This is a genomic window from Cetobacterium sp. NK01 (genome assembly GCF_024506395.1).
In the GTDB taxonomy this organism is placed as follows: Bacteria; Fusobacteriota; Fusobacteriia; order Fusobacteriales; family Fusobacteriaceae; genus Cetobacterium_A; species Cetobacterium_A somerae_A.
Window position 1 is genome coordinate 95,149 of record NZ_JANIBO010000004.1, and the last position, 23,263, is coordinate 118,411.

The 23,263-nt window shown below is 24.8% G+C and carries 22 protein-coding genes and 1 riboswitch; of the genes, 5 read left to right on the forward strand and 17 right to left on the reverse strand.

The features are described from left to right. Nucleotide 1: 1 nt before the first annotated feature. The 5 genes from pelF to NON08_RS13295 form a co-directional block, all read right to left on the reverse strand. Nucleotides 2-1,426: a GT4 family glycosyltransferase PelF gene (gene pelF / locus NON08_RS13275; protein WP_256692098.1), complete on the reverse strand. Its 1,425-nt coding sequence runs from the start codon at nt 1,424-1,426 to the stop codon at nt 2-4. After that, the gene (locus tag NON08_RS13280) at nt 1,408-2,103 is read right to left on the reverse strand and encodes a hypothetical protein (RefSeq protein WP_256692099.1); all 696 of its coding nucleotides are present in this window, start codon (nt 2,101-2,103) and stop codon (nt 1,408-1,410) included. Before NON08_RS13280 ends, pelF begins: the two co-directional genes overlap by 19 nt. Further along, nucleotides 2,103-3,947 (reverse strand): DUF2194 domain-containing protein, encoded by a 1,845-nt coding sequence (locus tag NON08_RS13285; RefSeq protein WP_256692100.1) that lies wholly within the window; start codon nt 3,945-3,947, stop codon nt 2,103-2,105. The genes NON08_RS13280 and NON08_RS13285 overlap by 1 nt, the downstream gene beginning before the upstream one ends. 15 nt (nt 3,948-3,962) lie before the next feature. Next, on the reverse strand, nt 3,963-4,898 hold the full coding sequence (locus NON08_RS13290; RefSeq protein ID WP_256692101.1) for a GAF domain-containing protein: 936 nt from the start codon (nt 4,896-4,898) through the stop codon (nt 3,963-3,965). 671 nt (nt 4,899-5,569) lie between these two features. Beyond that, nucleotides 5,570-6,052, reverse strand: coding sequence for a DUF1971 domain-containing protein (locus tag NON08_RS13295; RefSeq protein WP_256692102.1), 483 nt, complete (start codon nt 6,050-6,052; stop codon nt 5,570-5,572). Between the two features lie 166 nt (nt 6,053-6,218). After that, nucleotides 6,219-6,317: riboswitch (purine riboswitch) on the forward strand. Nucleotides 6,318-6,384: 67 nt separating this feature from the next. On the opposite strand from NON08_RS13295, the gene add reads away from it, so the two are divergent. Together add and NON08_RS13305 are read left to right on the forward strand one after the other, a co-directional pair. Beyond that, the gene (add, locus tag NON08_RS13300) at nt 6,385-7,377 is read left to right on the forward strand and encodes an adenosine deaminase (RefSeq protein ID WP_256692103.1); all 993 of its coding nucleotides are present in this window, start codon (nt 6,385-6,387) and stop codon (nt 7,375-7,377) included. A gap of 238 nt (nt 7,378-7,615) precedes the next feature. Then, a complete protein-coding gene (locus NON08_RS13305; RefSeq protein ID WP_256692104.1) occupies nt 7,616-7,816 on the forward strand; it encodes a cold-shock protein in 201 nt (66 codons plus the stop codon). 102 nt (nt 7,817-7,918) lie between these two features. Here the strand turns inward: NON08_RS13305 and NON08_RS13310 are convergent, their stop codons facing one another. From NON08_RS13310 to NON08_RS13325, 4 genes are all read right to left on the reverse strand, one after another. Beyond that, on the reverse strand, nt 7,919-9,118 hold the full coding sequence (locus NON08_RS13310) for an OFA family MFS transporter (RefSeq protein WP_256692105.1): 1,200 nt from the start codon (nt 9,116-9,118) through the stop codon (nt 7,919-7,921). A gap of 123 nt (nt 9,119-9,241) precedes the next feature. Further along, nucleotides 9,242-9,493 carry a hypothetical protein gene (locus tag NON08_RS13315; RefSeq protein ID WP_256692106.1) on the reverse strand — a complete coding sequence of 84 codons (252 nt, stop codon included), beginning with the start codon at nt 9,491-9,493 and terminating at the stop codon, nt 9,242-9,244. Between the two features lie 262 nt (nt 9,494-9,755). Beyond that, the gene (locus tag NON08_RS13320) at nt 9,756-13,547 is read right to left on the reverse strand and encodes a hypothetical protein (protein ID WP_256692107.1); all 3,792 of its coding nucleotides are present in this window, start codon (nt 13,545-13,547) and stop codon (nt 9,756-9,758) included. A 118-nt stretch (nt 13,548-13,665) separates the two neighbouring features. Continuing rightward, a complete protein-coding gene (locus NON08_RS13325; protein ID WP_256692108.1) occupies nt 13,666-14,472 on the reverse strand; it encodes an outer membrane beta-barrel protein in 807 nt (268 codons plus the stop codon). An 821-nt stretch (nt 14,473-15,293) separates the two neighbouring features. Here NON08_RS13325 and NON08_RS13330 point away from each other — a divergent pair. Beyond that, a complete protein-coding gene (locus tag NON08_RS13330; protein ID WP_256692109.1) occupies nt 15,294-15,767 on the forward strand; it encodes a GNAT family N-acetyltransferase in 474 nt (157 codons plus the stop codon). Nucleotides 15,768-15,979: 212 nt separating this feature from the next. Here NON08_RS13330 and NON08_RS13335 read toward each other — a convergent pair whose 3' ends face one another. The 3 genes from NON08_RS13335 to NON08_RS13345 are packed head-to-tail and all read right to left on the reverse strand — an operon-like array spanning nt 15,980 to nt 17,094. Further along, nucleotides 15,980-16,276, reverse strand: coding sequence for a hypothetical protein (locus tag NON08_RS13335; protein WP_256692110.1), 297 nt, complete (start codon nt 16,274-16,276; stop codon nt 15,980-15,982). After that, nucleotides 16,269-16,886, reverse strand: coding sequence for a hypothetical protein (locus NON08_RS13340; RefSeq protein ID WP_256692111.1), 618 nt, complete (start codon nt 16,884-16,886; stop codon nt 16,269-16,271). The genes NON08_RS13335 and NON08_RS13340 overlap by 8 nt, the downstream gene beginning before the upstream one ends. 22 nt (nt 16,887-16,908) lie before the next feature. Next, nucleotides 16,909-17,094, reverse strand: coding sequence for a hypothetical protein (locus NON08_RS13345; RefSeq protein ID WP_256692112.1), 186 nt, complete (start codon nt 17,092-17,094; stop codon nt 16,909-16,911). A 670-nt stretch (nt 17,095-17,764) separates the two neighbouring features. Here NON08_RS13345 and NON08_RS13350 point away from each other — a divergent pair. Then, nucleotides 17,765-18,112, forward strand: a complete 348-nt coding sequence (locus NON08_RS13350; protein ID WP_256692113.1) for a hypothetical protein — start codon at nt 17,765-17,767, stop codon at nt 18,110-18,112. Nucleotides 18,113-18,599: 487 nt separating this feature from the next. On the opposite strand, the gene NON08_RS13355 is transcribed toward NON08_RS13350, so the two are convergent. The 5 genes from NON08_RS13355 to NON08_RS13375 form a co-directional block, all read right to left on the reverse strand. Then, the gene (locus tag NON08_RS13355) at nt 18,600-18,806 is read right to left on the reverse strand and encodes a hypothetical protein (RefSeq protein WP_256692114.1); all 207 of its coding nucleotides are present in this window, start codon (nt 18,804-18,806) and stop codon (nt 18,600-18,602) included. A gap of 3 nt (nt 18,807-18,809) precedes the next feature. Beyond that, complete coding sequence (locus NON08_RS13360) at nt 18,810-19,049, reverse strand: hypothetical protein (protein ID WP_256692115.1); 240 nt, start codon at nt 19,047-19,049, stop codon at nt 18,810-18,812. Nucleotides 19,050-19,114: 65 nt separating this feature from the next. After that, nucleotides 19,115-19,582: a hypothetical protein gene (locus NON08_RS13365; protein ID WP_256692116.1), complete on the reverse strand. Its 468-nt coding sequence runs from the start codon at nt 19,580-19,582 to the stop codon at nt 19,115-19,117. 24 nt (nt 19,583-19,606) lie between these two features. Then, nucleotides 19,607-19,897, reverse strand: a complete 291-nt coding sequence (locus NON08_RS13370) for a hypothetical protein (RefSeq protein ID WP_256692117.1) — start codon at nt 19,895-19,897, stop codon at nt 19,607-19,609. A gap of 355 nt (nt 19,898-20,252) precedes the next feature. Further along, entirely contained in the window at nt 20,253-20,612 is a 360-nt protein-coding gene (locus NON08_RS13375) for a hypothetical protein (RefSeq protein WP_256692118.1), read from the reverse strand. A gap of 562 nt (nt 20,613-21,174) precedes the next feature. Between NON08_RS13375 and NON08_RS13380 the strand changes: the two genes are divergently transcribed. Continuing rightward, nucleotides 21,175-22,998, forward strand: a complete 1,824-nt coding sequence (locus NON08_RS13380; protein WP_256692119.1) for a hypothetical protein — start codon at nt 21,175-21,177, stop codon at nt 22,996-22,998. The last annotated feature ends 265 nt before the right edge of the window (nt 22,999-23,263 follow it).

The following is a 23,263-nucleotide window of genomic DNA, read 5'->3' on the forward strand; positions in this document are numbered from 1 at the left end:
ATTATCCCCTCCCCACTAAATTATCATATAAACTTTTATAATTTTTTATAAATTGATCTTTTGTATAATATTTCTCAACTATTTTTTTTCCATTCATTCCAAATAGAACTCTTTTTTCGTCATCATCATATAATTTAATTATTGAATTAGCTAATTCTACATATGAGGTAGGCGGAACTATCATTCCTGCTTCTCCTATATCTTTTTTTCCAAGTATTAACTCTCTACAATTTCCAACATCTGTTGATATGCAAGGTATCCCTGCGGCTAATCCTTCTAAAATACTTAAAGGTTGACCTTCAGATATAGATGATAAGAGTTGTAAATCAAGAAATTTATAATACTCTTTTACATCAGCCCTTCCTGTAAAAGTTACATTTTCTTCCAACTCCAATTGTTCTACAATCTCAACACATTCTTTAAAATAATCCTCGTTTTCATTTGTTGGTCCAATAAGATAAAGATGAGTATTTTTTCTACTTTCAGCAACTATTTTATATGCCTTTAACATAGTTTTAACATCTTTAATAGGTACTATTCTTAAAACTGAACCAATACTAAATTTTTCTTGTTTTTCTCTCTGAATTTTTGAATAAATTTCATTATCAATACCATTTGCTACAACAATACATCTATTTGGATCTGCTCCATTTTCTATTTGAAGATTTCTATTATGAGAAAAAAGAGACACTATTTTATCGCTTGATTCATAGCATAAAGTAGACATAAAATAAAAGAAATCAATCCATATTTTCTTCAAATCTTTATCTACCCAGTTTGCACCAAGAATTTCCTCTTCTCTTTCTCTAGGATAAATTCCATGTTCAGTTAATATAACTTTTCCTTTTTTTCTATAACTTGCTAAAGCTGCTAAAAATCCAGCATACCCTGTTGAGATTGGATGATATATTTCTGCTTCTGGAATATCTAATTGAGCTAATTTTAAAAGTGTCGTAAAAATATTTTGTTGTGTCCAATAAAAAATATTTAACCCAGTATGGGAAAAATGTTTTTTATAATATTCTACAAGAGCCTCCCAAAACCCTTTACTTGTAACTATTTCAAAAGCTGTTCCATATTCCTTTTCATTTAAAGAATCTATTATATCCATTATTTCAACAAAATTAGCATTTTTAAAATCCATCAATTTTTCGATTTTATTTTGAAATTCTTTTGATTTTAGATTTTTATTTTTTATAAAATTTTTTGTTGATTTTTTATTTTCAGACTCTAAAATTACATTTTTTATTTCTTTTAAATTTTTAGGTAATTTGTATTTTATATCTATAAATTCTTCATTAGGAACTAAACAAATTAATTTAAACTCATGCTCAGGATTAGATGTTATAAGCTCTTGGACCCATGATGAAACTCCACCCACAACATAAGGATATGACCCTTCGCAGATTAAACAGATTTTAGACATTTCTCCTCCTCTATTTCTCTAGAAAGATTATTTAATTTTTTTTGATAATATTCCAATATATTGCTTTCAAGAAGTCCAGATTCACAATATTCTATATATTTTTTTAAAAGCTCCTCTTTTTTTTCTATTTGTTTAGATAACACTTTAATTTTATTTTGAAATTTCTCATCTAATTTATTTAATTCCGTAGCAGCATAATGAATAACTTCCATATCGTCATCTTTTAAAGCCTTTTTTAAAACCTCTACTCTTATTTTTAAATTTAAAGCCTCTGCTTTTAAAATCATATTTTTTTTATCATGAACTCCTCCAACTAAAAGTGAATCATGAGCTCCAAGTAAATTTTTGCTTTCATGTAATTCTAATATTTTTTTCTCTTTAATACTTTTATTTTCTAAATCATTTTTTTCTATTTCAGCTTTTAATCCTTTAGAGAAAAAATTTACTTCATGAAATAATAAAAATAAGAAACCTAAAATAGGTATTAAAATTATGAATATATCAAAATATCCACCATTCTCTTTAAAATACTTAAAATTAATTGTGTAGATAATTGCTATTATTATAGTATGAAGCTTAATAAATTGATTTATAGTACCATCTTTATATAAAATAACTCCTAAGATTATCTCTAATAATAGTGCTATACTTGTTAAAATAATTTCTTTTCTTTCCATCATGCATCACCCACTTTTATTTTTATTTCTTTATTTTCTAGATCAACTAAATAAAGATGATAATCATCTGTTTTTTGCATTAATCGATAGTTTGCTCCGTCTATTTGCAATATTTTTTTCTTATTTAATCTCACATACGATTGAATAGGACCACAAAAATTCTTTATATTTATTGATAGATTATTTTGTTCTAGCTCATAATCTAATTGAATATTTTCTAATTTTGAATAATCATAATTCAATTCACTTTGTGTCGAAGGTTTTAATAAAGGAAAGTTCTTATTTATCGCCACAAATATACTTTCGAATCCATCTTTCAATGTGCTCCACAACTTATTTCTTCCTCTTTCTTCATCAGTAATATCATCTGGATGTAAAAAGTGCGAAACATATCCATAAGAAGCTATCGAATTATAAATTGACCACATCTCTTTATCTTCTTTAAAAAGTCCTGATGAAAATCTTGGAAGTGAATATAAATTGGGATAATCTGGATCTTTCCCCACCTCTTGAACTAAAAGTCCTGGCTCTTTTTCTTCTGCATAAAAAATTCCACTTAAACTCTTTAAATTTGGAAATGTCTCAACTAATGCTTTCTTTCCTGATTTTGAAAGAAGATTACTTGGAGCTACATAAGCATATTTATTTACCTGTTCTCCATACATTTCATGAAAAACTTTTCTAAAATAACTTAATCCTACTTTCATATCTTCAATACTTTTCCATGGAGCATAGTTGTATTCTTTATAATCCATTTCATCTATTAATCCTAATGAAAAATGATTATAACCATGAATTCCAATTTCTCCTCCTTGTTTAATAATATTTCTTCCTTGTCTACTTAAACTTTCAAAATTTCTTTTACTCACTTCTTTAATCGCTTCTTTACTAACAGCATCGTTATATCGCATAATAGCAAAAGTGGTATACTTAAGATTATTTCTAAGTGCAATCCCTTCCATATCTTTCCACCAAATATTGTCAAAGAAATCTTTTGTACCCATTCTATATTCTGCAAAAATAGGTTCATGGTGCTTGTCAAAAATAGGAGCTGGTAAATCATCAAAATGAACTAATTTAGAATTCAAAACTGGCAACACTGTTATTTCAGTTCCATATGCAACGAGTTGCTTCATAACTCCTTCAGCTAATTTGCTTTCAAACATTGATCCATTTATATAAATAACTCTTCCTTTTCCATACATTTTTTCCCAAATTATCGGTATATTTTTTTTAGATATTGCAATAACTTTTGCTTCCTGAGATAACTTTAAGTCTAAAGATGAGTTTTCAATTACCTCACCCTCTACAACTATCTCTTTAAAACCTGGAAAAATATCTTTATTAAATTTTAGTCCTTTAGCTTCTGTGAAATTATTGACTTTTTCTATACCAGCAATTTTAGAAAAAGGATTAGAATAAGATCTAGTTAAAAAAAATAATGACATCCCATTTTCTACTTTATTTTGTATTTCAATAAAATTTATTTTTTGAAATCCCATAAAATCTTCATTAGTAAAAACGACACCTGTATAATCATTAAAATTTATTTTACTTTGACTATCCACAGATTGTAAGTCATATTTAACTTTTGAAAAATCCATAGTTGCTTTCCATCTTTCTAAAATTTTTCTTGAAACTTCTGATGTCTCATCATAAAAAACCAAATATTTTTGTGGATTTTTTATTTCTAAATTTCCATTTTCTAATTGAGATAGTTTATAATTATAACTTTGCTTTAAAGAAAAATAATCTTCTATATTTTCTACTCTAAATTTTTGAAATCCCAAAACTATAACAAGAATTATTATTAAAATAAAATTGTAGCTGTATTTTTTTTTCATAGCCTTCCCTCTCATTTAAATTTTATTTAAAGAAGATAAATCTAAAAAATGATTTATCCACTCTGATATTATTTTGAATAATTGAAACATATACTTTCCATGATTATTATTTTCAAAAGTCTGAATATTTAAGATACCAATTACTTCTCCTGAGTTTATTATAGGAGCTGCGTAATAAATTACTTTATTCTCTTTATTCTCTTTTAAGATTTCAATTGGTTGTTTTTCAGCTAACAGCTGTTTAATGATTTCCAAATTATTATTTTCTGCTAAAATACAATTAGCTATTTTTTCTCCAGCTTCTATCTTTGATATCAAATTTTCTTTTTTTTCATCAAAAAGATGTAATGATACAAACTCACACTTTAAATATCTTTCTATAAGATTTACAGCCTCTTGATAAATTGATTCTATATCTTTATTTTTCATTGAATTTAAAATATGATGAAGTGTTATTATACTTTCTTTACTATTTACTATTTGATATTCTAAGTTTTCATTTACTTTTATTAATTTTTTATTTTTTTCATTTTGATGTCTATAAGCCTGATTAATATCTTGATTTTCAACTTTTAACTCATCTATTTTTTGTTTATTTCTATCATTAATTTTTCCTAGAACTAATCCTGTAAAGAAAAAAATCATAATATATTTATAATACTCAATAGAATAAAAAAATATCACAGGATCGTTACCTATTTGTACATAAGCTACAAAGTAAACTATTAGTGCTACTGAAGCTGCAACTATACCACTATAAACACCATATCTTAAAGCTATAATAGCTACTATTATCATTAATGGATGTGGATTCATATTTAAAAAATCTAATTTAAAATAACTAAAATGGAAAAAAATCAAATATATTCCTAAGCAATATACAATTGTTTCAATTAAACTTAATAAATAAATATTTTTTACTTTTTTTGTTTGAGTATTTCTGTCTTCCATAATTAATCTCCTTTTAAATAGTTATATATTTTATAAATAAATTTAAAATTTGGGGGTGTTAATATTCTACTCTCCTCAATAGTTTAGTCTTTTTTCTCTCTATTGTTCTTTTTTTTCAATTTTTATGAAATAATTTATTTTTAATTCAAAAAAGGAATTTAATTATAATAACAGAATATATTTTTAGAAGTTTTATCAAACTTCTCATAATAACCTTCTTGATTCGATTAGTAATAGAGGAACTTCACACGCCTCTTATTCGTTATCAAATATTTTCAAAATGACTATTAAAGAAAAAAGAGCTGAATTCAGCTCTTTTTTCTTTAATATTTATATTTATTTATAAAAAAAAAGTAGAGAACAACCATCACAAATTCCTCTACTTTACTACTAAATCTAATTACGTTTAAATAATTTTAAAACTCGTAAAAATTTCTTTAAATTCTTAAAAAATAAATTAATCTACTAACTTTAAATCTATTACCTCACATAATAGCTAGAATAACAACTTCATGATTTGTTAAAATCTATTAAAAACTCCTCCTTTTAAAAATTAAAACATCTTTGAAACTGTGTGATGGCTATTTTTCATTACTTCATTTAATTTCTATTCTTCCTTCTAACTATTATTTTAATTATTAGACGATTTTTTTTATCTAAAAAGTTTTAAGTTATTTATTATGTTTTATAAAATTTTCTCCAGGTCTAAGTGCATTCATATCTTTGATAATATCTAAATCAAATTTATAAAATTTAATTTTAAATTCCACTGGACCTATTAATATAACATGATGATATCTTTCTGGATATATAATAAGTGGATGTTTAGGATTAACAGTATATACTCTTTCTTTTTCATCTTCCCATACAAATTCTAATTCACCTTTTTTTACAAGAAGATATCCCAACTTATCTTTTGGAGCCATATGTCTTTTTAAAATATCTGGAAATACAGTTTTTTCTGTCATCCAAGGTGTTTCTCCAACTTTTTCTAATCCTTCAGGAAAAATTAGATTATCATAAACCTTTATATTTTCCATAAAATCGTCCTCTATAGTCTCTTGTATCTCCTCTTCAATAACCTCACTAGCATCTCCTTCAATATCTGGATTTAATCTTTTTAAAGTTTCTTTTTCTTCACAGTTACATTTCATAATAAACCACTTCCTCTTTTTATTTAACCTTAACTTTCTAACAAAATATAATACTGGTCGAATATACTTAGTATAGTTATTTTTTCCTTTAATATTTACTGTAATCATTTTTATTTTTTATTGACATCTAACTTATTTTTTCATATAATAGCATAAATATAATTTATTAAACTTAATAATAAAACTTCGTATAACCCCATTAATAGGTATGGGGGTATCTACCGTGGAACCTTAATTCCTGCTTACGAAGAAAATATGTCTAGAAAAAGATGTATTTTCTTTGTAACAGGAATTTTTTTATTTATAAACTTTTAAAATTTTAAGGAGGAAATATGAATTTAAAAAAATTACCTAAAATAGAATTACATTGTCATTTAGATGGAAGCATAAGACCTAAAACAGTTCTTGAATTAGCTTTAAAGCAAGGACTAGATCTTCCTAGCTATGAAATAGATTATATTAAAAATATACTAATTGCTCCTATAGAATGTAGCTCTCTAAAAAAATATTTAGAAAGGTTTGAAATTCCTATAAAATTAATGCAATCTAAAGAAAATTTAAGAAGAATAGCTTTTGAATTAATGGAGGATTCTGCAAAAGAAAATATAAAATATATAGAAATCAGATTTGCTCCACTATTACATACTGCTTCTAATTTAAGTATCGAAGAGATTATAAAAAGTGTTTTAGATGGAATTAATGATGGTGAAAAAAAATATGATATTAAAGGAAATTTAATTCTATCATTTTTAAGACATATGCCTGCTGAAACTATCTATGAAGTTATTGATATTGGAAAAAAATATTTAAATAATGGTATCGTAGCTGTTGATTTATGTGCAAATGAGGAGCATGGATTTTGTAAAAAATTTATAAAACCATTTTCATTAGCAAAAGAATTAGGTTATAGAATAACTATTCATGCAGGAGAAACAGGAATAGGAGAAAATGTTTTAGAAGCAATTGAAACTCTCGGTGCAGAAAGAATAGGTCATGGAATTTATATAAATAGCTGTAAAGAAGCGTATGATATTGTAAAAAATAAAAATATTGTATTAGAAATCTGCCCTACAAGTAATGTTCAAACAAAAGCTGTTAACTCAATTGAAACTCATCCACTTCTAAATTTTTATAAAGATAATTTAAAAGTAACTATAAACACAGATAATAGGACTGTTTCAAATACAACTTTAACTAATGAATATACAGTTATTAAAAATACTTTTAATATAGATTTTGATATTTATAAAAATTTTTATTTTAATAGTATTGATGCAGCTTTTATAGATGATGAATTTAAACTTAAATTAAAAAATTTAATTTAAAGATTTTTTTGTTCTTTTTCCATACTGTTATTCATTTTTATAATTAGCATTTTAAACAAAATAAAATATTTTAAAATAAAATGTTTACTTTTTGAAATATACATGTTATAATTATTTTGTAGTAAGGAAATAACACAAGTAGATAAAGATTTTTAAGGAACTATTTTAACAAGTACTTCTTTATAATTATATTTATTGAGTAAATAGTTACTAACAATAAAATAACGGAGGTACTTAAATGAAAGGTACAGTAAAATGGTTTAACGAAGAAAAAGGATTTGGATTTATCACTGGTGAAGATGGGAAAGATGTATTCGCACACTTCTCTCAAATAAAAAAAGATGGTTTCAAATCTTTAAAAGAAAATGAAGAAGTTGAATTTGATGTTGTTAAAGGTGACAGAGGATTACAAGCAGAAAATATCACTTCTGTAAAATAATTGAATTTTTCAATCTCTTATAGAGTTTATCTATAAGAGATTTTTTTATTGACATTTTAATAATTTTCTAACAAGCAAAAGAGAGATTTTTAGTCTCTCTTTTTATTTTTTAATATCTTTTATAAAAACTCTAGCTATTATTAATCCCAAAATACAGGAGATTACAATTGGATAAAAAATATAATTATATGATCCAAACGTTTCTTTAAAATAACCTCCTACAAATCCTTGAGTAATAGCTCCTATTCCATAAGCTGTAAATAAAATTCCATAATTTGAGGTATAATTAATTTTTCCAAAAATATTAACTGTTGAAGCAGGAGCTATAGAAAGCCATCCTCCTAAATTTAACCATATTATTGAAAATGATAACATAAATATAAAAATATTCGTTTTGAATAGTAATGACATAATACCTGCAAATATTATTGTTATATATGATATTGTAATTGCATTTTTAGTTCCTAATTTATCAGTTATTGCTCCAAATAAAGGTCTTCCAATACCATTAAATATAGCAAAGAAGGAAGTAAAAAATGCAGCTTTTAAAGGAGTTATACCTATGATTTCTTGAGCATAAGAACTTGAAATTCCAATTATCATGAGTCCACAAAAAGTCCCAATCATGTAGCATATCCATAAAGCATAGAATTTTGTTGTTTTTATCATATTTTTAGAAGTAGTTTCATTAAAAAATTCAATATTTTTATTGGCATTTTCATATTCAGTTTTATCTGGAAATTTTAAAAATAATGACAGTAAAGTTAAAATTATCAAAAATAAAATTCCTAAAATTTTAAAAGTTGAAAATACTCCAAATTTAATTATTAGTTCACTAGCCAAAGGTGCTGTTAGAAATGGAGAAAGTCCAAATCCTAAAAGCGTTAATCCTACAGAAAATCCTTTCTTGTCTGGAAACCATTCTGTTACGACTGCTATCGGTATACCATAAATAACTCCTACACCTATTCCTCCTAGAATACCATAAGTTATAATAATAAATTCGATACTTTTTGCAAAGCCAGCTAAAATCCAAGCTAGTCCTATTAAAAAGGATCCCAATATAGCCAATATTTTAGGATTTATTTTTTTTATAAACAATCCTGCTACAGGCATACTAAATGCATAAAAAAATAAAAATATTGTATATGGCATTCCTGCCATTGTAGACGAAATATGTTTTCCATTAGTTTCTTCTAAAATTTTTATTAAAGGTCTTTGAAAAACTCCCCAGGAATAAATAGTCCCCATACATAAAAACATTATCAAACCAGTTATAATATAAATTTCTCTTCTCTTCATATACCTCCTATAAAAATTTTATTTTTTTGAATCGTGGTTCAATATAGAATACTATATTTTTTATAAAAATAAAAGTTTTTTTTTAAAATAACTCTTAAATAAAAAAGGACTAGATACCTAGCCCTATAATTTATCACTAATTAATTTTTCTATTTTCTCTAATGAAGAAGAAACTTTTTTAATAATATGTGAGTCAATAACCCTACATATACCAGTTTTACTACTAATTTGTAATTTCCATTCACCATATTCTGCTAAAGTTTTCCAATTATCCATTTGAGAGATAAAAGAAAAACAAATCAACGAATCCTTAGCTAAAATATCTTCAATTTTTCCAGATATAACTAATTTAGCAAAATTACTTTGTAGTGACATAAAAATCCTCTCCTTTACTTAATAGTTACATAATACTACCATCTTTTATTATATTTCCTTTTATAATTTTATAAAAATATATTTCTCTTTATTTATCAAAACGTCCCGAGAAAACCTCGTCCTCTATTAGAAAGAGGATGAATCGGGGCATTTTGATAAAAAGCAAGATATACTCCAGGAAGAACAGGTATAAATATATTAGATATTTGTCTATATAATAACTCTTAATAAAAAAAGTACACAAAAGTGTACTTTTTTAAACTTAAAACTTATAAAGGAATCCCATCGTAGCTTTTTTATCTCCGATAGAATCACCAGAAACTTTTCCTTTTATTGTAAAGTTATCATTTAGATTAAATTGAATTCCTATTTCACCAACAATTGCTCCATATTTTTCTTTTCTTACTGGAGTTGCATATTCTGAACTTCTTAATTCAGTTAAACTAAAAGTATCTCTCCATTCATTTACATTATTTAACTCTTTTTCGCATCCTGCAAAGAAATCAAATATAATTAAAGAATTGAAATTTTTACTTCCTTTCATTCCCAATATTAAGTTATTTGAAATATTAGTTTTTGAATCTACAGTAACATTTCTAGAACTTTCAAGATCTGCACCTGATTGTTCTATTTTTTCATGTCCAAATAAAGTAGTTTTTATTTCTCCTATTGCAGATAAATTCATCATAGATAAATCAAATGGCTTTTCTATTCTATTAGTCATTGAAATAGAATATGAATTAAAGTCTGCATCTGTAGATGATCTTTCCATGGTATTTAAACCAATTATTGCATCACTTAGGAATGTATAGTTAAAGCTAGCAAACTTTTTACCTGAATATAATCCAGCTCCAAAATAGTTTGTAGAAAGTTTAGCACCATTATCATATTTATTTTTTGAATATTCATATGATAATGTTAATCCTGTATTTTCAGAAAGAGATTTTGATCCCATAAGTAAATATGATTCTCTATCGTAAGAAACTGTGTTTGAAACTTTTTTAGATTCTTTTTTCTGAGTATCTGTGAAAATACCAATCTTATAACTCCCTAAATAGTCTTCAGCTAAAACTCCACTTACGTTTCCTGTAAAATCAGAATCATAAGTTCCACCGTTAACTTCAATATATGTTTCCTTTGTATCTTTTAAATTTGATTGTGCAGTACTATTTCTTAAACTATTTTCAAGAATAACTCCATTTAGGTTGGCGTATTCATTAGAGAAAATACTTTCAAGGTCTGCTGTTTTTCCTGTTGAAACAAGTTTATTTACTAATTCTGCAAATTTCGATGAACCATTTCCTTCACCATAAACATAATTATCAAGTCCTACATTTTTAATTAAATTGCTATAATAACCAGAAACTGTGTCTTCAATATTTTTGACTTTGTTCATTGTTAAATCAATAATATTTTTATTATCTTCATTTTTATTTTCAGAAATAGCAATCTCATACACTCCTTGAGTAGTAAGATTTTCTAATCCAGTGATACTTCCTCCTGCAGTTATGAAGTTTTCTTTTATATAAGAATCTCCTTTTCCTATTTCGGCCATGATATTCATCTCGCCTGCAAGCTTAAAGTCTCCTGCTGCTTTATACCCTGCCGATGTTGAAGAGTTTATTCCAGAACCTAAAGAAAGAGTAGCTAAAGCATTAGTGTTTTCAAGAATACCGTAGTTATATACCTGACCACCATTAACCCCCTGCATAAATACCTTATCAAAAGAATTTCCTAAACTATCTATTATATTATCTCCAGTTATGGCATTTGTTCTTATAGTTCCATAGTTATATACTCGTGCTCCAACTCCATCAGCATACATTCCTACAACATAATCTTTTCCATCAATTACTCCATCTTTATTAGTATCATTAAGAGAATTATTTATTTCAATTAATCCATAATTATAACTTGATACAAAAACATTATTTTTTGGTGAATAGCTATACATTCCATATCCTGTCTTACCTTCTAAATATATGTTTCCATAATTAGAATTATCATAATAACTATGAGTATAATCACTATTATAACTATACTGTGAAATATTTTGTCCATAAACTCTTCCAAGTGATTTTACAAAGATATTTCCATAATTATAGTTATTCCCTCCTTCATTTCCAGAACTTGAGTATTGACCATATGCAGAAGAATCTGAATCTGTAAAAGCATTAATTTGACCATAATTATAGTTATTTCCTCTTCCGTTAGTTGAATATTGACCATATAAAGAAATATATTCTTCTTTTGAGAATGGAGAAACTTCTATATATCCATAGTTATAATTGTTTCCTTTATTAAAATAGTCATATTCTTGACGTTGGCCAATTGCATCATTTCCTTTAGATACCTGTAATACAATATTTCCATAGTTATAATTATTTCCATCTTTTTCTGATACTTGTCCATAAGCAAAATCATTTTCTGAAGATATTATAATATCTCCATAATTATAATTACCTAATCCTGCATGTCCTAATTGTTGCCCTATTCCTTTGGTCCATCTTGTTGCTTTTATAACACCATAATTATAATTACTTATGTTAGCTTTTTGTCCTTCAGAAGCATTTTTTATTTCACCATAATTGTAATTTTTGAACCCCCACTGTCCATATACATTTGAATTCGATTGATTATTTACCTCTATTTGACCATAATTGTAGTTATTTGAATTAAGTGAAATTTGACCATTAGAGGCTTCTTCCATTACCATACTACCGTAATTATAATTATTTTCTTCTGCATATTGTCCATAAGAAGATCCGTGGTAGCTAGTCGGAGTTAATATAATACTTCCATAGTTATAATTTTTCTTAGAATATTGCCCGTAAGACTGGTTATATAAGCTAGAAGCAGATGATTTAATATTAATAACTCCATAATTATAATTACTACCATTCTTAGAATATTGTCCGAATGACCTTCCTATCATAGTTGATATATCTATTACTCCATAGTTATAGTTATTTCCCTCTGATACTTGTCCATATGAATCAAAGCTTTCTTCTTCTGGAGAATAAATATTTTTTGATAAAACAGCTATTTTACCATAATTATAATTATTTCCTGAAACACTTCTTTGTCCAATTGCTCCTGTATAATCTCTTGAAACTATAAGTTCACCATAATTTACATTTATACCATTTTCTGAAGAGTTTTGTCCCCATATTGTTCCATTAAGAATTTCTGTATTTACTAAAATTGAATCTTTATTTCCTAAATCTCCATTTATTACAGTATAATTTTTTCCATCTATTTTTATTTCAGTTAATTCAGTATTAGTTAATTTATTATAAAGTTCTGTATGTGTTAAATTAATATCTAAATCAGTTTTTTCCGTTAAGGTATCCAATGTTGAAAGTTTATTGTTAAAATCTTCCGAAGTTGAAGTTATTGTAGTTTCAAGATTATTATAAATTTCATTATAATTCTGATTGTAGTTTTTAAAATCTGAAATTTCAAATTCTTTCTCTTGTGTATTATTTAATCCCTCTAAAAATATATCTTTATGAATTCCGGAAAAAATGTTCTCCATATCTTTAAAATCTATTTCACCTTTTGATAAATATTCTTGTAATCTTTTTAAATCAACTCCACTTTCTCCATCAGAAACTCCTACAAGATTTCCATCTTTGTAGAACATGTATTTATTTCTAAGTTTAGAAATTATGATTCCTTCTAATTTATTTCCTTTGTGTGTTTCATTTTCATCTGTAATCAAAATAGAGTTTTCATTCACCACTTGTGCTTTTACTCCATTTAGCTTTATATTATTATCAAAATTATTATATTCAATCAAAACTTCTTTCCCATTGATTGTTGCAGTAGTTTTTAAATCGTCTGGATCTACTACTGGTGGCAGTGGATCTACTACTGGCGGTTTTGAATCAGAAGGACTTCCTCCTCCACCTCCACCCCCGCCTCCACAAGCTGTAAGTGAAAATCCTACCATTCCTGTTATTAAAAATTTAACCATTGTTTCTAAATTTAAAGAAATATGATTTTTTAAATACCTCTTTAAATTTTTTTCTTCGTTGCTTATGTTCCTCACAATTCTCCCCCTAATTTTGAATACTTACAAATTTTCCGCTTGAAATTATATTTTTTAAAAATTTATTATAAAAAGGGATAAAGAATAATTATTCTTTATCCCTTTAATTAATTTTGATTTAAAAGCTGAATTTATATCCAAATCCTAAAGTTACTCTTGAGTAATCAAAGTCTTTCTTTCCCATTTCATATTTTTCATTTTCATATTCTTCTGTTAATTTAGCTTTAGCTTGATTTACTTGATACATTAAATCTACGAAGAAATTTTCATACTCTACTCCAGCACCTACACCATAGTATAATCCATTTTTAATATCTGTTTTATATTTATATGTATCACTATATGAGTAATCTCCTGACGAATAAAAATCACAATCTTTTGCATCTTTATCTCCAAAATTAAATGAATATCCTAAAGTTGCTTTTAAATATGGTTTCCATGCTGTTCCAGTTTCAAAATTATATTTTGCAATAGCATATAATGGAACTGAATCATATTTAGGCATTTCTGATTCATATCTTTCAGACCAATTATCTCCAGAATCACTAAATTTTTTTGATTTTGGCTTAGCATGATTTTGATAAGCTACTCCAAGTCCTAGCTCAAAGTTATTCGTTATATTTCTAGTAGCTTCTAAAGCTATTTCAAATCCTAAATCTTTAGTCTCTTTTTTATTTTGTTTAAAGCTATAACCATCAATGTCACCCTTCCATTCATCATACTCTGACCATACATCTAATCCTACTTTTCCATAGATGTTGTATAGTGGTGTGTATGCAACTACAACTGGTGCTACCTCTTCAACTATAACTGGTGCTACTACAACCTCTTTTGATACCTCTACTGGTGCTACCGCAACTTCTTTAGCATAAGAAATAGATCCAATTGCTAATAATGTTCCTAAAATTAGTGGTGTTTTTTTCATTATAATTTCCTCCTAGTTAGTAAAAAAATGTGCTGTTTTAATAATAACATTTTTATTTAAGATTTATCTATTAGAAATTTTTTTATTTTTTTTAAAATTTTCTTCCAGAGATCGAAAAACGAACGTTTCGAAAAATTATTTGACTCTTTTATTTATTTCAAAAATCAAAAGCAATAAAATTTTAAATATATTCAATTAAACAATTTTCATAAAAACTAAAATTTTTTAATAAAGAATAAAACTTTTTTTAGAAATCTGTGGTCTAAATATTATAAGTGTTAAAAGTAATAATATAATTTAATCCCCCCCAAAAAGAGCCTCTATCCCCAGAGGCTCTTTCCCTTTTTTGTTAATAGAGTTTTATAGAAGAATTTATATTTTTAATTCATAGATGATAATACAAAAAGTTCGCTCAGCGGACTTTTTAAAAGATTCTAACTTTTCAAACTTTTTTCGAGGAAAAAAACGTCTAACAATTATAATAATAGTTAGAAGGTAGAAAAGGATTTAATAATTTTCAAGCAGTAAAATAACCATCACGCAGTTTCAAAGATGTTTTAAATCATGAAGTTGTTTTTCTAACTATTATAAGAGTAATAAATTTAAAGTTCAGTAAAGTATTTTGTTATTTAGAAAGTTTTTTTAAGACAATAGTTACAAGATTTAAGGTTATTAGAACGGTTTATATTCAACAGTGAGTAGAGGGATTTGTGATGGTTGCCCTCTACTTTTTTATTTTTTGTATTTTTATAGCTAATTATTTAAAATTAATGTATAATATCACAAATTTATAACTAATTTTTTTATGGAGGTAAGTAATAATGATTAATATTAGAAAAGCTTCTATTGAAGACTATATATCTCTTTGCTCAGTTTACGATGAGTTAGATAATTTACATCTTCAAAATCATCCTGAACTTTTTAAAAAACCATTAATTTCTTCTAGAGATGAATCTGATATAAAAGATCTTATTGAAGATCCTAACCGAGAGTTATTTGTAGCAGAATACAACTCTGAAATTATTGGATTTACTGAATGTTTTATAGCAAAATCTATAGATCATCCTGTTATAAAAGAACGTAAATGGGTACAACTAGATAACATAGCTGTAAAAAATGAGCATCAAAATAAAAAAGTAGGAAATCTTTTATTAGAAAAAGTTAAAGAATGGTCTAAGGAGAAAAATATCAATCGAATTGAATTAACAGTATATTCATTTAACACAAATACAATTTCCTTTTATGAAAAAAAAGGATTTAGTGAGATAAGTAAAAAAATGTATTTGAATTTTTAATATATATTTAGAATAATTTATCATCCTCAGTAAAAAAGAGCCTGATTCTATCCCAGAAGGAGCAAAATGAGGGAAAGGAATAAGATATTCCTAAGAGCGGTCCCACCAAAAATGGAGTACCTTAAACGGGGGATGCCTGAAGGTGGGCTTGGGGGGAAGAGCGGCAGGGGTGGACCAAGTCCCCCTACATTTTTTTATGAAAGAAAAAATTACTATTCATTATTTATCATTTTATATATTTTTCTAAAATAAGAATTTGTTATTAATTCTTTGCTTTTATTATATATTGTTCCTTCCTCATCAACTCCAGGATAATTAATTTCTAAAGCTTTTATTCTCAACAACTTTCTTGCAATTCCAAAATATTCATTTCCCTTTTCATCAAGAACTATTGTTTTTTTAGGCAGAATATCTTTAAAATATATTTCATAGTTTTTATCTTCAAATTTAACTTTTATAACTTTGTATATTTCTAGATCTTTTTCTAATTTATTTTTAATTTCATTCATAGTTTTCTTCCTTTAAATTACTTTTATCAATTAACGATATATTCCATTTAGGATTATAATATTTAATTAATTTAACTTCCAATTCTTTTATCTCTTCTACATTAATCATTGGATAAATCCAAAAACTTATATTTTTATGATATTTATTCACTAAACTATTTATATGACAATTTGTTTGTTGACCATCTTTATAACAGTTTTTTGGACTTATACGTCCATATCCATTATTAATTCTTTTATAAAATGAGTCACAACATCTTCCTGTATACACAATTTCATTATTTAAAACATAAAAATATATTCCTTTTAATTTCCAAATCTCTTTATCATTTATTTTAAATTTACAATATTCTGCATCACCATATTTATTTAAAAATAATTTATATTTTTCATCTCCTTTAGCTTTTAAACTTTCTAAAAATAATCCTAAAGGCATTTTTAATTCATCACTAAATCCTTCTAAATTTATCGATTGATATTTTTTATGCTTTAAAGTTTCTAAAAGAGTTTTATTATTTTTTAGTTTAAATAAATCTTTTAAACTTATATCTATAAAGTCTAAATTAACACTTTTTAACTGTAATATCTTTTCTTCTATTTTTATTTTCAAGATTTTCTCCAAGCATTATTTTTTATAAAAATTTTCCTAATTTTTCTTTAACCCTATTTTTTACACTACTCCGAAATCTAACAGCTTTAATATCATAACTTTCATCTTTTAGCATTACATACTTTTGATCTTTAGTCCACTTTCCTGAGAATCTTTCTGAATGAAATTTAAATTTTTCATCAATACTCCAAGAATTATCTGGATACATTTCCTCTTCATTTATTGATGGATTTGAACCTAATATTATAATAGGAGCATTTTGTAAATCTCTATTCTAAGGTTCCGGTAGTTGAAAGTTTTCTTTATCTTAATTTGTAACTATTTTGTAACATGGATTTGCGGAATCTCCCTTTAAACATCTTTTTATATTTTCACAGCTCGATATTTTTTCTAATAATCTTTTCATTTTTGATGCTCCCTTTTTTATAAATATTTTATTATTAATCTACTTAATTATAATCCATCTTACAAATAATGACATCTTTAAATATGATTATACATAATCACTAAATAAAATTAAAGATAAAATATATTTACTGCTAACTCAAGAGGCTCGCTTTGGGATGGGTCTCTACTCGGTCTTAGGACCTCGTGCCCAAGGCCACAGCCAAATAAGCTCGCAACTATGAAAGACATATTATCTACCATAATTTTTTTAAAGTTTAGGTGGAAATATATTTATTTATCTTCTAGCTGCAATCTCCGCCATGTAAAAAATTCGCTCAGCGGACTTTTTCTAAAATACAAAAATAAAAATAATGACATAAATCTGAAACAAATCTTTGATACTATAAATTGTAAAGCAGTTCAAGAAGTCTAAATTTACTAGAATCTTAAAGAAAAAATAAAAAAATTAGATAAAAATAGGAGTGATTTAAATGAAAAAATTATTATTAGCTGGAGTTTTAGTTTTATCGGCAGTATCTTTTGCAAGAATGGGTGGAACAATGGGTTCTATGGGAAGTGGAATGATAAATGGAAGACATAGAATGACAAGTGGTTCTCATATGAATGGAAATATGATGAATAATATGTCTCCTGAATTAAGACAAGAGATGCAAAACGATATGATAAAAATGCAAGAAAAGCAATTACAAATTAGAAAAATTATGAATACTTCAAATCCAGATATGAAAAAAGTTGAAAAATTAAATAATGAGCTTTATCAAATCAAAGCTAACCACATGAATAAAATGCACCAAAATATGATTACAGTAAATCAATAGCCCCTAAAGAGAGCCTCTATTCCCCAAGAGGCTTTCTTTTTTGCTTTCAAATCCAAATACAAAAAGTCCGATCGTCGGACTTTTTGTATTTTCCATTCTATTTGCTATATTATTTCTCTTTATAACTTACTTAATATATTCTTAGGCTTACTTATAAAAAATAAAAAGAGCCTCTGAGGGGGGATAGAGACTCTTTTTTGGGGGGATTATATTATTACTTTTTAACACTTCTTATAATATTTAGACATCAAGTTTTTTAAAAAAGTTTTAAATTTTTAAATTTTTGTGGAAGTAATATATAATTCTCTTTATTAAAATAGATTCTTCCATATTCTTTATAAAGAACTGCAGCTTTGTTAACATTTACACTTTTCAAAGCATAAGATTATTCATTTTAAAAACTTTTATAACAAACTCTTTGTAATTTTGAAGTTCAAAAGACATGCTTTTAAAATACTTGCATGAAATTTAGCATCCTTAGGATTTTCTATAGCCAAAGTTCCATAGTCATTTTGAATTTTACATTTAAATTTTTTTTAAAATCAGCATTTGAAAACTCTTCACACCTTTCAATAAGTTTAGAAGAATTAAGAAGTTCTCTTTTATCTGCTATTATTTCATAAAGTGGCTTATTGTTTAAAATAAATTCTAGGCCATATTTTTTAACCTCAGGTGCTTCATATTCAACAATCATTTTTTATTTCTCCATTTTTATTGTCGAATTTATTTGAATATACTCATAATTTAATTTGTTATTTTCCTTTGTTTTTTTTAAGCTATATTCATACATCATTTGAGTGCTTACTTTTTTATTTTTTAAATTATATTCATATGGTAATTTATTTTCAATCTTTTTTAATTCTTTATTTTTACTAATATCAAATAAAAAATAACATAATATAAATGAAGATAAAATCAAACTAAATATTTTTTTCATAAATATCCTCCATTTAATTTTTTTCTATTTTACATGTAACACATGTGTTACATGTAAAATGGTTTCTAACATAGACTAAAATGTTTTTTTATAAAGTAAAATAGTTCCTCACTATTTTTAAAAGTTATATCTAGCTTTAATTTAGAATTTATAAATTGTATTGATCCAAATGTTTTAAAGAAAAGTTCATAATCATTATAAAAAGCATTTACATCATTTAATATTTCAAATATTTCTTCGATTTTTGTTATAGGTTTAGTATTTTTGCTTAAAGCCCATTTTACATGAATACCTATTGCTGTATAACTATTTACTTTAATATATTCTTTTATTTTTTTTTCCTTAAATTCTTGTAAAGAAATAACATTAATTTCTTTTATAGGTTTAAAAATTTTTTCATTTATTAAGCTTTGTTTTACTTTAACCTGGATTCCCTTTATTGTCAATTTGCTTTCTAATAAAAAAGTTTCTTCATAATCATCAAGTCTAACTTTTATATATTTTATATCATTTTTATTTTTGAATTCAACCATATGCTTCCCTTCTTTATTTAACTTTTAATTTATTAATTTGGGAAAATTAGGATTATATATTCCCATAAATTCATAATTTTTTGATAATTTTTTTTCTATTAATCTGGAAACTTCTTCTAATGTAACTTCTAATATTTTTATATCTTTTTCTTTTCTTTTTAAAAAGTCTATTAATGAATTTGCAATTAAAAATGTATTTGAGTTTATTTTTAAAATATAAGTAGAATAATCTATTTGTTTTAAACGATCCTTTTTTTTGATTTCAAATATATTTTGTTTATCCATATTTTGTAATCTGTTTAATATTAAACTCATATTCACCATCCCCAAAATTAAATTTATCATATTTGAATCATAAGTCAAATTTTATAAAAAATCAAGCTTTTTTTAATTTTGTTTTTATTTAAGTATTAAAAAAATAAATTAGCTTTTAAATTTTTCTTAATACGAACATTTGTTTTTATACGGTGTTTTATTTTGAAATTTAAAAAAATATAATTTCTAAAAAAAAACATCATTGACATTTTAGTTCGAATATGGTATTATTAGTTGAAACCGATGATTAAGTAAATTTAATACCCCCCAAAATTTATTTAAATCTTTTTATTTTAACACTCCCCCGTGTTATAAAAAAACTTCCTTTTCCCCAAAAGGAAGTTTTTTTTATTTTTTAATATTTTCCTTGTTTTAATATTTTAATTTTTTTTTCAGGAAAACAAATAATTACATTTATATTAATATTTTCTTTTAAAGAAAAATATTTTTTTATATCTTTTGCAATTTTAGTCGAAATTTTTTCTATTTTTTCTAAAGAAATATTATTAAACTCACTTTTTATAAATAAAATTACAAATGGTTTTTTATTAACAATTTCTAGAGTAATATTTTTTACTTCGATGTTTTCTTTATTTATATTAGAGTTTATATATTGGGATTCTAATTTTTTTTTAAATTCTGTAAATGTATAATTTTGTTTACTGAAAGTTATATTAGAATATAATAATAATAAAAATAATAATACTTTTTTCATTTTAATCTCCTTTTTAATAAATTATTGTATCATTTTATTATAACAAAATTTATATATTTAAATATTTGAAAGTTTTTTCATAAAATGTTGTATTAATTTGCAACTATGCTATTCTTATTTTTTATCAAAATACATTGTTTATAGTTGTTTATATTGTTATATATTGTTTATATTGTTGTGTACAAAAAAAAGTGTAAAAAATAGATATCTAGACCTTGATTTCATTAGGGTTTTTGAATTTAAAGAACCACGTATTAGTGGGGACTATTTATACGTATTAATGGGGGCTTTCACACGTATTAGTGAGGTCTTTTTTACGTATTAGTGGGGGCTTTCACACGTATTAATGAGGTGCTTTGAAATTTTTGGACGTATTAGTGGGGTATATTATTAATATATATTTTCCTTCACGTATTAATGAGGTATATTTTTTGTTATAAAATAATGATTTTTAAGAAGAATTCATGTATTTTTACAGAAAAGTATGTTAAAATATGTAAAAAATTAAAATTACCCCCATTATTAAGTGTAAAAATTAAATTATTTTTAAGGAGATAAATTAATGAGTAAGTGGTATGAAGAAGAAGTTATAGATACACCTGAAACAGAGATAGTAGAAGAAAATATCTATGTAGATGAAGATTTTATTAAAAATAAATCTTTGGTTCGTGTTGATATGAATGTTATACAATATCCACTTTTTTCTAAAAATACAAGAAGAAAAGTAAATCAAATTGTAAAATATTATTTTAATAAAAATAGAGATACTTATATAAATGTAACACCAAAAGCTGGAGATTATATTCCAGGAGAATTGGAAGAAAAAGTTTTTATTGCTTTAATGAAAGTTATGAAAAATAAAGGTATGCCAAGAAGATTTGTTATAACAGCAGCAGAGTTAAAAAAAGAATTAAAATTAACTACTAAAGATTATGTGAAAAGAATAAAAGAAAGTTTATCAAGATTAGCAACATCAAATTATAATTTTAAAAATACAATGTATTCATCTATAAATAAATCTATTTTAACTCAAGAGATAGAAACAACAATACTTTCACTTAAAACTATTAAACTTGATGATAGAAAAAATAGAAATCTAAAAGAACAAATTGGAGATAATAGAATAAAAGAAGTTTATGAAATCTCTGTTTCAGATCATTTTTATAACAATATAATGACAAAAGGATATATGGTTTATAATTCTGATATTTTATTAGATATAGATACAAGTACAGCTCGTACAATTTATATGTTAATAGAAAAACTTAGATATCATGATCTTTATTTAAGAATAGACACACTTTTTTTAATAAAAAGAATTCCATTAAAATTTAATCCTAAAAACCCCCATAATACTATAAAAGTTTTAGAAAATAATTTAAATGAATTAAGAATAAAGAATTTAATAAAAGAATTTAATTTTGTAAAAGATAGTACATGGGAAAAATCAGAAATAGAAATATATTTTTATGAGGATTCTGCTGAAAAAAAACAAGATAGATTTTTTGATGATTTTAATGATTTTAAAACTATATCAACTCAATTAACAATATCTGCAACAGAGCATGATACACTTACACAAAATGAAAAAGAAGAGTTAGAAAAAATAATTATAACAAAAGATTTGATAGAAGAATTATTTAATAAATTACCAAATGTAGCAAAAAAGTTAAAGTCTATGCCTAAAACTTTAGCAGATACTATCGAAAAATATGGAGAAGAAAAAGTAAGGGCTACAATAATTTATTTAAATAGACAAAAAAAATTAACAAGTCCAAGAGCCTTTTTTTTAAAAGCTTTAGAAAATGATTGGGCAAGGGATATTACTTTAGAAAATGAAAATAAACTAACGGATTCTAAAAAAATTATGTTAAATAATTCAGTAACTAAAGTTGAAAATTTAAATAATTCAATTAATATTGAATCAACAATAGATAATGATAAAATTCTTAGATTAGAAACATCGTTTGAATTATTATCAGAAGAAGAAAAAAGTGAAATTGAAGAAAAAGCATTTAAGCATTATATAAAAATATGTGGTGCAAATACAAAAATACAAAAGATTGCTTTTAATGCAGGAAAAAAAAGTATAATTTTGAATTATTTAGATGAAATAGATTATTTTAATTCTAATTCAATTATAGATATTGAAAATTCTAAAGAAGACGAAAAAGAAAAGTATAATAAAAATCAATTATTAACTAAAGAATTTTTATCTCTTGCAAAAGAATATATTAATAATGTTTTACTAATGTTAGAAGGAGACTTTCCAAAAGAAGAATTATTACGATTAAAAATGAATTTAACTCGAGAAGTTTTATCAGGAAAAATTTTTACAATAGAAGGTGTACAAAATAAAGTTGAAGAAATATTATTATCAAAATAATTCCATAAAATTACAATAATTTTTTATAAAAACATCTTAAAAAAATCTTAGATAAAAGATAATTTAAGATGTTTTTTATTGTAATGTATAGATAAAAAATAAAAAAAAGAAAATAACAATAACCTCAGTAGAGAATGTGAACAAAAGTCACCAGAGTGCACGTTTAATAGTTTCTAGTTTTTGCCAAGGCAAATTCCTAGAAACTGCGTGTTTAAAGAGGTATTTTGACCTTTTAGGTGTCTTCGACTTTGTGGGAGGTGAAATC

Bases quoted from the DNA above. Each gene is read 5' to 3' on its own strand.
- NON08_RS13365 (WP_256692116.1), bottom strand. From the start codon at position 19,582: ATGGTTGAATTCAAAAATAAAAATGATATAAAATATATAAAAGTTAGA.
- NON08_RS13295 (WP_256692102.1), bottom strand. From the start codon at position 6,052: ATGAAATGTAACTGTGAAGAAAAAGAAACTTTAAAAAGATTAAATCCA.
- NON08_RS13285 (WP_256692100.1), bottom strand. From the start codon at position 3,947: ATGAAAAAAAAATACAGCTACAATTTTATTTTAATAATAATTCTTGTT.
- pelF (WP_256692098.1), bottom strand. From the start codon at position 1,426: ATGTCTAAAATCTGTTTAATCTGCGAAGGGTCATATCCTTATGTTGTG.
- NON08_RS13375 (WP_256692118.1), bottom strand. From the start codon at position 20,612: ATGAAAAAAGTATTATTATTTTTATTATTATTATATTCTAATATAACT.
- NON08_RS13315 (WP_256692106.1), bottom strand. From the start codon at position 9,493: ATGTCACTACAAAGTAATTTTGCTAAATTAGTTATATCTGGAAAAATT.
- NON08_RS13345 (WP_256692112.1), bottom strand. From the start codon at position 17,094: ATGTATCCAGATAATTCTTGGAGTATTGATGAAAAATTTAAATTTCAT.
- NON08_RS13280 (WP_256692099.1), bottom strand. From the start codon at position 2,103: ATGGAAAGAAAAGAAATTATTTTAACAAGTATAGCACTATTATTAGAG.
- NON08_RS13355 (WP_256692114.1), bottom strand. From the start codon at position 18,806: ATGATTGTTGAATATGAAGCACCTGAGGTTAAAAAATATGGCCTAGAA.
- NON08_RS13380 (WP_256692119.1), top strand. From the start codon at position 21,175: ATGAGTAAGTGGTATGAAGAAGAAGTTATAGATACACCTGAAACAGAG.
- NON08_RS13325 (WP_256692108.1), bottom strand. From the start codon at position 14,472: ATGAAAAAAACACCACTAATTTTAGGAACATTATTAGCAATTGGATCT.
- NON08_RS13290 (WP_256692101.1), bottom strand. From the start codon at position 4,898: ATGGAAGACAGAAATACTCAAACAAAAAAAGTAAAAAATATTTATTTA.
- NON08_RS13350 (WP_256692113.1), top strand. From the start codon at position 17,765: ATGAAAAAATTATTATTAGCTGGAGTTTTAGTTTTATCGGCAGTATCT.
- NON08_RS13360 (WP_256692115.1), bottom strand. From the start codon at position 19,049: ATGAAAAAAATATTTAGTTTGATTTTATCTTCATTTATATTATGTTAT.
- add (WP_256692103.1), top strand. From the start codon at position 6,385: ATGAATTTAAAAAAATTACCTAAAATAGAATTACATTGTCATTTAGAT.
- NON08_RS13330 (WP_256692109.1), top strand. From the start codon at position 15,294: ATGATTAATATTAGAAAAGCTTCTATTGAAGACTATATATCTCTTTGC.
- NON08_RS13370 (WP_256692117.1), bottom strand. From the start codon at position 19,897: ATGAGTTTAATATTAAACAGATTACAAAATATGGATAAACAAAATATA.
- NON08_RS13335 (WP_256692110.1), bottom strand. From the start codon at position 16,276: ATGAATGAAATTAAAAATAAATTAGAAAAAGATCTAGAAATATACAAA.
- NON08_RS13310 (WP_256692105.1), bottom strand. From the start codon at position 9,118: ATGAAGAGAAGAGAAATTTATATTATAACTGGTTTGATAATGTTTTTA.
- NON08_RS13305 (WP_256692104.1), top strand. From the start codon at position 7,616: ATGAAAGGTACAGTAAAATGGTTTAACGAAGAAAAAGGATTTGGATTT.